This window comes from Paraburkholderia nemoris (assembly GCF_905221015.1).
Classification (GTDB): Bacteria; Pseudomonadota; Gammaproteobacteria; order Burkholderiales; family Burkholderiaceae; genus Paraburkholderia; species Paraburkholderia nemoris.
Window position 1 is genome coordinate 97,022 of the sequence record NZ_CAJNBO010000031.1, and the last position, 8,468, is coordinate 105,489.

Sequence of the window (8,468 nt, forward strand, 5' to 3'; positions counted from 1 at the left end):
CTTTGACTCACTCGAAGTGAGTCAAAGGGGATTGAAAGAACTATTCAAAGTTGGATAAGACGTTGGAAACAGTATCTAGCAACAACGCGGCACTGCCGCCCTCGGGGAAGAAGAAAGGGCTGGTCGAACGCATCAAGGGAGTCAACCGCATCTTCGCGCTGACTGTCGTCGTGCCGACCACGATTGCCGTGGTGTACTTCGGGCTAATTGCATCGGATATTTATGTCTCGGAGTCGCGCTTTGTGGTGCGGAGTGCGCAAAGACAGAGTCAGACCAGCGTAGTGGGTGCCCTTCTACAAGGCACCGGGTTCTCGCGGGCACAGGACGACACTTATCCCGTGATCGACTACATCCAGTCTCGCGACGCGCTTACGGAACTGAATCAGAACGACTATATTGCCGATGCTTACGGTAATCATGGTGACTTGTTGAGCCACTTTTCGCGGAGCCTCGACAACAGTTTCGAAGCGTTGTGGAAGTATTACGGCAAACATATCGTCACGGTCGATCTGGATTCGACGTCGGCGATTACAACCCTCCAGGTTCGCGGCTATACGGCTAACGACGCAGAAAAGATCAATGAAAAGCTGCTTGAGATGAGCGAGCGGCTGGTTAACCGGATGAACGCGAGAGCCGCGGCAGACACGGTTCAGTTTGCACAAAACCAGGTAGATATTGCCGCCGCCAAAGCAAAAGACGCTGCAGCCGCATTGGCAACCTATCGTGATTCGTACACGGTTTTCGATCCTGACCGGCAATCTGCGCTGCAATTACAGCAGGTCACTGCGCTGCAAACGCAACTATTTGCCGCCCAAACCCAGTTGATCCAATTGCAGTCGATTGCTCCGCAAAATCCACAGATTCCGGTGCTCAAGACCAGCATTGCAACGCTTCAAAAGCAGATCGAAGGGGCAAATGGCGGCGTGACTGGCGGGAAGAATTCGTTGTCGAATAAGGCAGCTGCGTATGCGCGTCTGCAATTGGACTCGCAGTTTGCGGACAAGCAATTGGCCTCGGCAATGGCTGCGCTTGAAAGCGCGCGGGCTGAAGCGCAGCGGAAACAACTGTATCTGGAAAGGTTGGTTCAGCCGAATACGCCGGATGTGGCGATTGAGCCGAAGCGATTGAAGTCGATTTTTGAAGTGTTCGCGCTGGGAATGATCGTTTGGGGCGTGTTGAGTCTGCTGCTTGCTGGCGTACGCGAGCACCACGACTAAGGATTGGAAACCGTGCATCACGACACACCTTTCCTGAGATCGCTGCAAATTCAAATGCGTGTTGTAGGTGCGCTTTTGATGCGGGAGATTCTGACGAGATACGGGCGGCATAACGTCGGCTTTTTGTGGATCTTTTTTGAGCCGATGATGTTTACGTTGGGGGTCCTGGCGCTGTGGACCGCCACCAAAGCGACGCACGGATCGACGCTTCCTGTAACGTCATTTGCCGTAACGGGGTACTCCTCAGTTCTAATGTGGCGCAATTGTGCCAATCGATGTGCTCTCGCCATTCTGCCTAATCAGACATTGCTCTATCACCGCAATGTACGCGTGATCGACTTGTTTATGGCGCGGGTACTATTGGAGATCGCAGGGGCAACGATGTCCTTCGTTTTCTTGACAGCCTTCTTCGTGACCGTCGGGTTGATGCAGCCTCCACAAAACATCTCCATGGTCATCGGCGGTTGGGTGCATCTGGCTGTTTTTGGCAGTTCCGTCGGATTCATTGTGGGTGCGTTAAGTGAGCGAACCGAGACCGCGGAGCGCATCTGGCACACCATGGCGTATCTACTGTTCCCACTCTCTGGCGCTCTCTTCATGGTCGAGTGGATGCCCGCAAAGTTCCAGAAGATCCTTCTGCTTCTGCCAATGGTTCACGGGACAGAAATGTTACGCGGCGGCTATTTCGGATCGCTGGTTAAGGCGCACTACGATGTCAGCTACATGATTACGTGTGACTTGATTCTTATGTTCATAGGTCTCTTCCTCGTAAACGATGCTAGCAAGCGAGTCGAACCCGAATGATAGAACTCAAGGAAATTTGTAAGGAGTATCACACTCGGCAAGGACGCCGGCGCGTTCTTGACAGAATCAATCTGCGCGTCAATCCGGGCGAGAAGATTGGCATCCTCGGACGCAATGGCGCTGGCAAGTCGACGATGATCCGCATGATTAGCGGAGCCGAATTGCCGACATCGGGAAAAATCCGCCGCGAGATGAGTGTTTCCTGGCCCCTTGCGTTCGGCGGAGCATTTCAGGGCAGCCTCACCGGAATGGACAACCTTCGGTTCATCTGCCGCGTATACGGCGCTGACGCAAAGGCGGCGGAGCCGTTTGTTCAGGAGTTCTCCGAGCTCGGTTATTATCTGCGCGAACCGGTCAAAACGTACTCTGCCGGTATGCGCGCCCGCCTCGCTTTTGCCATTTCAATGGCAGTTGAATTCGATTGCTTTCTGATCGATGAAATTGTCGCCGTTGGTGATAGTCGCTTTCACGCCAAGTGCCACCACGAACTTTTCGAACGTCGAGCGGACCGGTCGCTGATAATCGTAAGTCACGACGCCGGATACATCCGTGAACATTGCAACCGTGCCGCAGTGCTTGTCGAAGGCAAACTCCACACCTTCGATCAAGTCCACGATGCCTATGCGTACTATCAGGAAAGCGTGAGTTGAGCGTACTTGCGCGGTACAACAATTGCCCCAACTGATCAAGACACTCAAAGCAGCCGCGCTCCAGTTCTCTGCGATTTGGTGGTTTCCATGCCAGGTAAAAGCCGCCAGGCGCGCGGTGATGACGCTTCAGTCAACTGGCACCACTAGCCGGCAATCAGCACGGCAATTACTTGTTGACGTCTCCATCATCGTCTCGCACGATGCAGGCACAGGCATCCAGCGAGTCGTCCGATCACTGCTACTGCAACTTCTGGACGCACCGCCGCCCGGGTTTAGAATTCGACCTGTCCAGGCGACAAGAAAGCAGCCATATCGCTACGCCGATAGCTACCTTGCTTCGTTGATCTCGTCCATGGAGGCACCAGAGAACGACTACGTTCAAGTATCTGAAGGCGATATTTTTCTTGGTCTTGATTTTGCCAGTCGTATTGCACCGCGGCGCCAATTTGATTTACTCAAATGGAGAGTGCAGGGTGTTCGATGTGCATTCGTTGTCTACGATTTACTACCCCTACTTCATCCTCAGTGGTTCACCCCGCGCTCACGTCGGTCATTCCGTCACTGGCTATCGACACTCGCAATACATGCGGACGCTCTCCTTTGCATTTCCAACTCAGTTTCAAATGAGACACGTAACTGCATGTCGCGTCGATTCCGTTTAACTGGCAACGAACCCTCAATTCAATGGTTTCATCTCGGCGCAGACCTTCCGTCTAACCACGTCAACGCACCCGCCATCGCTATGCATCCGGCGTCAGAAGTACGCCAGCGCGTCCTTATGGTGGGCACGATTGAACCACGCAAAGGTCACACACAGGCGCTTGATGCCTTTGATCTGCTATGGCGAAACGGTGTTGACGCAACGCTGATCATCGCGGGCAAGCAAGGCTGGGATGTCGAGCCGTTCATTGAACGAATGAAGAGCCATCCGGAAGCCAACAATCGGTTATTTTGGCTTCAAGATATCAACGATGCGCAACTGATAGCGCTCTACGCCGATCTTGACGGACTCATGATGGCGTCCGAGGCCGAGGGTTTCGGTCTTCCGCTGGTAGAAGCTGCGCAATATGGAATGCCCATGTTTATTCGCGATCTTCCCGTATTTCGCGAGGTCGCCGGGGAACATGCAACCTACTTTGCCGCCCAAAGTGCGGCTGAACTCGCCCCTCAACTAGCAAAATGGCTGGGCCAGTTGGAGCGCGGCATGGCGCCCCCCAGTCACGCCATGAAGTCGTTGACGTGGTCCGCGAGTTCCGAACAGTTAAAAGCATTGATTGCGGACATCGACGTTCCACGCTAACTCATCCAAAACGGCGGTACACGTCAAGCGTACGTTTTGCACACCGCTCCCAGGTTGACCTACTGGCAACCTGCAAGCCACGCGCTACTGCAGCCTCTCGCCACGAGTCATCGCACAAAACTTGCTCGATACCCTCGCATAGCAAGTCATGATCGTCGGGTTCGGCAAGCCAGGCCGAGCCGTCCGCGACTTCCGGCAGTGACGAAGAGTTCGAGGTCAAGGTCGGCACCCCACTTGCCATCGCTTCAAGCACCGGAAGGCCAAATCCCTCGTAAATCGACGGATAGAGAAATGCACGCGCCCCCGAGTAAAGCAACGGCAAAACCGCCTCCTCGACAAACCCTAGATACCGCAACCAGCCTTCCCGTTCGCCTCGTTCGATTTGCTCTCGCAGCGTTTCGCTTAGCCATCCGGCACTCCCGACCAAAACCAATGGATAGCGGGCACGTAACGCCGGAGTCAAATCGAGGTAGGCAGCTAGTAGACGATCAATCCGTTTGCGCGGTTCGAGCGTGGAAACACATAGCGAGTATTCCCCGTGTACAAGACCATAGCCGCTGAGGACACTTGCGACACCCAATACATCTCGAGGGCGAAACTCAGAACGTGCACCTAGACCGATGGCCGTAATGCGTTCCGAAGACCATCCAAAATAGTCGATGACTTCGCTGCGGGTCGCTTCGGAATCAGTGATCAGATGAGTTGCGCGCGCCAGTGTCGACGCAAAGCCTTTTTCGAAATGCCTGATTCGCGCCGCGGGATGAGTCTCCGGATACTTGAAAACTGAAAGGTCATGTACCGTCACGATGCCACTATCCACCGGCTCCGGCAAAAAATAGTTCGGAGAGTGGAAGACGTGTCCTCTCATTTCACGCCGCAGCCGCCAATGCCGCCAACTTTTGGGCGCACGCAAAAGCCAATGCTTGCGCTTGGCGATCGCCCCATTAGCGCCAGAGGGTCGCAGCAGATCCGCCGGATCGACGATCCACCGCCCAGCGAAGAAAAACCGCATTGAATCAAGATCGTCGTGCAACGTCTGATAATGGCTCGCCAACTCCCACGCGTATCGGCCTATGCCGGTCAGCGGCGGAACGAGTGCATCGACAGCCAGGATCAGTTTCACGCTGGACCTGCCCCCTATACCTCGGCGACCAGGTAGCACGCTATAAATCCATCGATTCCTGTCACCAGCGCCTCGAACATATTCCGCCCAAAAGTATTTCCAATTACCGATCCGTTCGGACGCGGCTTATGTCGCGCAGACGATCACCCCGACGTATCTATCGCTATGTCCCCCCAAGATTCGGCCGAACGGTGCCGACATCGTGGAATCAATTGTGTCGATCGGCTTATTGCGATGACACCTGATCCCAAACACCCTGGTCCATGGATACTTCCTCTTGCTTGTCCATATGACTGTCATCGCTCGACACATGACTGAGTTCACCGGTTTGGCAAGACTCAATCTCGATCAGTGAAATTTGCAAGTCACTCGTGTCCGTGACCCACACCCTAACCTCAAGGTCGCTGCATGGCGAATCAAGTAATACCGGCAAGATAACGAAACAACCCTCCGCATCTGGTTCACCAAGGGGACACCCAGCAAGAATCCTTTCGCCTTTGTCGACCGCAATATCTACATGTGCTCCTGCAACACCACCTTCGCCTGCAGTGCCGCGAATCACTATGCCATAGCAACCGGCAGCCAAACTAATATACGGTCCGAAAGTCAAATATCCGGGCTGTCCAGTACACACAATCTCATGGCCCTTGCGCTCTCCGATCTGCGTGTATAGACGTCTGTCACTGCCTCGGAATCGATGAAACCCCTCGTCAGAGCCTCCACGGTCCGCCTCCGACTCAATAGGTCTAAGGTGTATTTCCGCAGGCAGATAGGAATAGCCTGCAAACGCTTGCTTGACCTGATGAAAGACTTGGAACTCGCACATTACGTCGTGCCATGCGAGCTCCTTCACCTCATCCGATAAGCGCTCCGCGAAAGCAAAACCAGCGGTATATTTTCCGGCCGGAAGATGAGCAATCAAATTATGGGTTACACGATACTCGCCACTTGGCAACGACTGATGTGTCTGACCTAACAGCGTGCTGTTGATCCCAAACGCCCATCGACGATCGCTGTCGAATAAATGGATGCCCATTTCAAGGTCCATCACTTCCCGCGTTAAAGCAAAGTCGATATCGAACGTCATCGGCTGTCCGTGGCGAATATCGTATCCCTCACAAAGTATCGCTGCACTGATGGTGATATCCGGCGTAGTGACAACACGATCCATCTTTGGCTCGTATCTCGCCCACTTCGGCACGGTCAGCGACGTCGGTCTGGTTGACGCCTCTCGTGCGGTGGGTGCTTTCCAAGCCACCACCTCCGAGTACAGACGCAAGTCCAGCTGATTGAGCGCGACAATGCGTTCGCGCAACACAGGCGTTACCTGGTCTACGGCTCTTCGTACACTAGTAACGTTTACACGGGCAAGCTCATGCGGTGCAGGTATGCCAATCAGAGCGGCGACATCCGCAAGAAATTGCGGCATAGTCTCGTACACACCGACGACGTCATATTGTTGTATCGCAGCTAGCGCGTTCGCGACTTTCAAATCATCACACTCTGATCCATCGCCAAAAATGCGACAAAAGTGCTCGGTGTAAGGATTTGTGATCGACTCAAGGAATTCCGCAGAGCTCTGCCAACCTTCTGACGCCAAAAACTGTCGAGCTCCCTCTTTGAGGGGAATAGTATCTCGAGCTACACCCGCATCATTCAAGACATAAAATATCCACGAAATCGCTCTATCCACGGGCTCCCGGAAACACGTCATGTACTGGTAGCGAGGATCGAGTTGCTCCGAATTCTGAAAATGAACGTGCCCACTAATGATCGAGTACAGCCCACCTTGCCTCCGGATCAGATCGCGGTGATCCCCGTATAAGTTGGGGGAAACGCAACCCGGCCCCAAGACCTGCGTTAACCAGGCATTGACTGCCTGGCCCGCGGTCTTGGGAAGATGATCGAAAATTATCCGCCCGGGAAACGCACCATCAAAGAACCGCATTATTTTTTTCGCCTTAAATTAGAAGGAGAACCCAGCCTCATTGCGGCGAACATCTGCTTCCACCATCATTTGACATAGTTGTTCAAGCGTGGTCTTCGGCTTCCAGTCCAGTTCGCGCGTCGCCTTCTCGGGATTACCGATCAACAGCTCCACTTCAGCCGGGCGGTAAAACTTTGGATTGACTCGCACAAGCGTTTTGCCGCTCTTGCTGTCAACGGCCACCTCATTTTCTGCCGAACCGTGCCAGACCAAATCGAATCCCGCTGCCTTGCCCGCCATCGAAACAAAATCTCGAACGGTCTCAGTACGGTTGGTTGCCAGCACATACGTATCCGGTTTGTCAGCCTGCAGCATGCGCCACATCCCTTCCACATATTCCTTGGCGAAACCCCAGTCACGCTTCGCATCCATGTTGCCGAGTTCTAGCACGTCCAGTTTCCCAAGGCTGATCTTGGCCATACTGTCAGTGATTTTACGGGTCACGAATTCGCGACCACGGAGCGGGGATTCGTGATTGAATAAAATACCACTGCTCGCGAATATTCCGTAGCTCTCCCGATAGTTGATCGCCATCCAGTGCGCATACAGCTTGGCAACACCGTAAGGGCTCCGTGGATAGAACGGTGTCGATTCGATCTGTGGGATGGCCTGCACGTTCCCGAACATCTCCGACGTGCTTGCTTGATAGAAGCGGATCGACGGGTTGACGATACGGATCGCCTCAAGAAGGTTCACAGGTCCCAATCCAGTGATTTCTGCTGTGGTCACCGGTTGGTCAAACGACACACCGACAAAGCTTTGCGCCGCGAGGTTATAGACCTCGGTCGCACCAGTCGTCTGCAACAACCGGATGCTTGAACTCAAATCCGTTAGATCGTATTCGACGAGGTGCAGACCAGGGTTCTTATCGATCCCAAGCTCCTCAATTCGCCAAAAGTTGACGGAACTCGTACGGCGATAGGTACCGTAGACCGTATAGCCTTTCCCCAAAAGGAGTTCCGCGAGATAAGCGCCGTCCTGCCCCGTGATCCCCGTAATCAATGCAATATTTTTCATGGTAATTTCCATCATTAATCAACTATATGTTTCAACAACCCCGGATCCACCGTGTTACGCGATTTTTGCACTCGTCAGAAGAATTACCGTAAACATGCATAACCGGGCGCAGAACATCAAGAGCAACGCTGCCCGAAATTTGCTCTACATCGGTCCAAGACCTTGATATCAGCAGCAGCCGTCGGAACTCGGCCGCTTGCTGGAGGCGACGGTAACAACGCCTTCTTTTTGCTCCGCCCATTCGAAGAAGATTCAATCACTCTGACCTTGCCCCTGTTTAGCGAATCCCATAGCTGAGAGATTTATGCGGCTCGTCCCTGTTGAGCGGCGAACCAGTTTTTCTCGAACGTCATGGGGCTGACGTAGTCGA

7 protein-coding genes are annotated in these 8,468 nt (G+C 53.7%); 4 read left to right on the top strand and 3 right to left on the bottom strand.

The features are described from left to right. Positions 1-50: 50 nt before the first annotated feature. From KHO33_RS34530 to KHO33_RS34545, 4 genes are read left to right on the top strand one after another with little or no spacing between them, the layout of a single operon-like run. Positions 51-1,217 carry a hypothetical protein gene (locus KHO33_RS34530; RefSeq protein ID WP_407946210.1) on the top strand — a complete coding sequence of 389 codons (1,167 nt, stop codon included), beginning with the start codon at positions 51-53 and terminating at the stop codon, positions 1,215-1,217. A gap of 54 nt (positions 1,218-1,271) precedes the next feature. Then, the gene (locus KHO33_RS34535) at positions 1,272-2,021 is read left to right on the top strand and encodes an ABC transporter permease (protein ID WP_200567175.1); all 750 of its coding nucleotides are present in this window, start codon (positions 1,272-1,274) and stop codon (positions 2,019-2,021) included. After that, entirely contained in the window at positions 2,018-2,671 is a 654-nt protein-coding gene (locus KHO33_RS34540) for an ABC transporter ATP-binding protein (RefSeq protein ID WP_200567123.1), read from the top strand. Before KHO33_RS34535 ends, KHO33_RS34540 begins: the two co-directional genes overlap by 4 nt. Before the next feature lie 22 nt (positions 2,672-2,693). Then, complete coding sequence (locus tag KHO33_RS34545) at positions 2,694-3,971, top strand: glycosyltransferase family 4 protein (RefSeq protein WP_328822819.1); 1,278 nt, start codon at positions 2,694-2,696, stop codon at positions 3,969-3,971. Between the two features lies 1 nt (position 3,972). Here the strand turns inward: KHO33_RS34545 and KHO33_RS34550 are convergent, their stop codons facing one another. The 3 genes from KHO33_RS34550 to gmd form a co-directional block, all read right to left on the bottom strand. Further along, complete coding sequence (locus tag KHO33_RS34550) at positions 3,973-5,094, bottom strand: glycosyltransferase family 4 protein (protein ID WP_200567122.1); 1,122 nt, start codon at positions 5,092-5,094, stop codon at positions 3,973-3,975. A gap of 226 nt (positions 5,095-5,320) precedes the next feature. Beyond that, on the bottom strand, positions 5,321-7,042 hold the full coding sequence (locus KHO33_RS34555) for a Wzt carbohydrate-binding domain-containing protein (RefSeq protein WP_200567121.1): 1,722 nt from the start codon (positions 7,040-7,042) through the stop codon (positions 5,321-5,323). Positions 7,043-7,060: 18 nt separating this feature from the next. Next, complete coding sequence (gmd, locus tag KHO33_RS34560; protein ID WP_200567120.1) at positions 7,061-8,098, bottom strand: GDP-mannose 4,6-dehydratase; 1,038 nt, start codon at positions 8,096-8,098, stop codon at positions 7,061-7,063. Positions 8,099-8,468 lie beyond the last annotated feature (370 nt).

What these genes read in the sequence shown, in the direction of transcription:
- KHO33_RS34535 (WP_200567175.1), top strand. Translation starts at nt 1,272, where the DNA reads ATGCGTGTTGTAGGTGCGCTTTTGATGCGGGAGATTCTGACGAGATAC.
- KHO33_RS34540 (WP_200567123.1), top strand. Translation starts at nt 2,018, where the DNA reads ATGATAGAACTCAAGGAAATTTGTAAGGAGTATCACACTCGGCAAGGA.
- KHO33_RS34555 (WP_200567121.1), bottom strand. Translation starts at nt 7,042, where the DNA reads ATGCGGTTCTTTGATGGTGCGTTTCCCGGGCGGATAATTTTCGATCAT.
- gmd (WP_200567120.1), bottom strand. Translation starts at nt 8,098, where the DNA reads ATGAAAAATATTGCATTGATTACGGGGATCACGGGGCAGGACGGCGCT.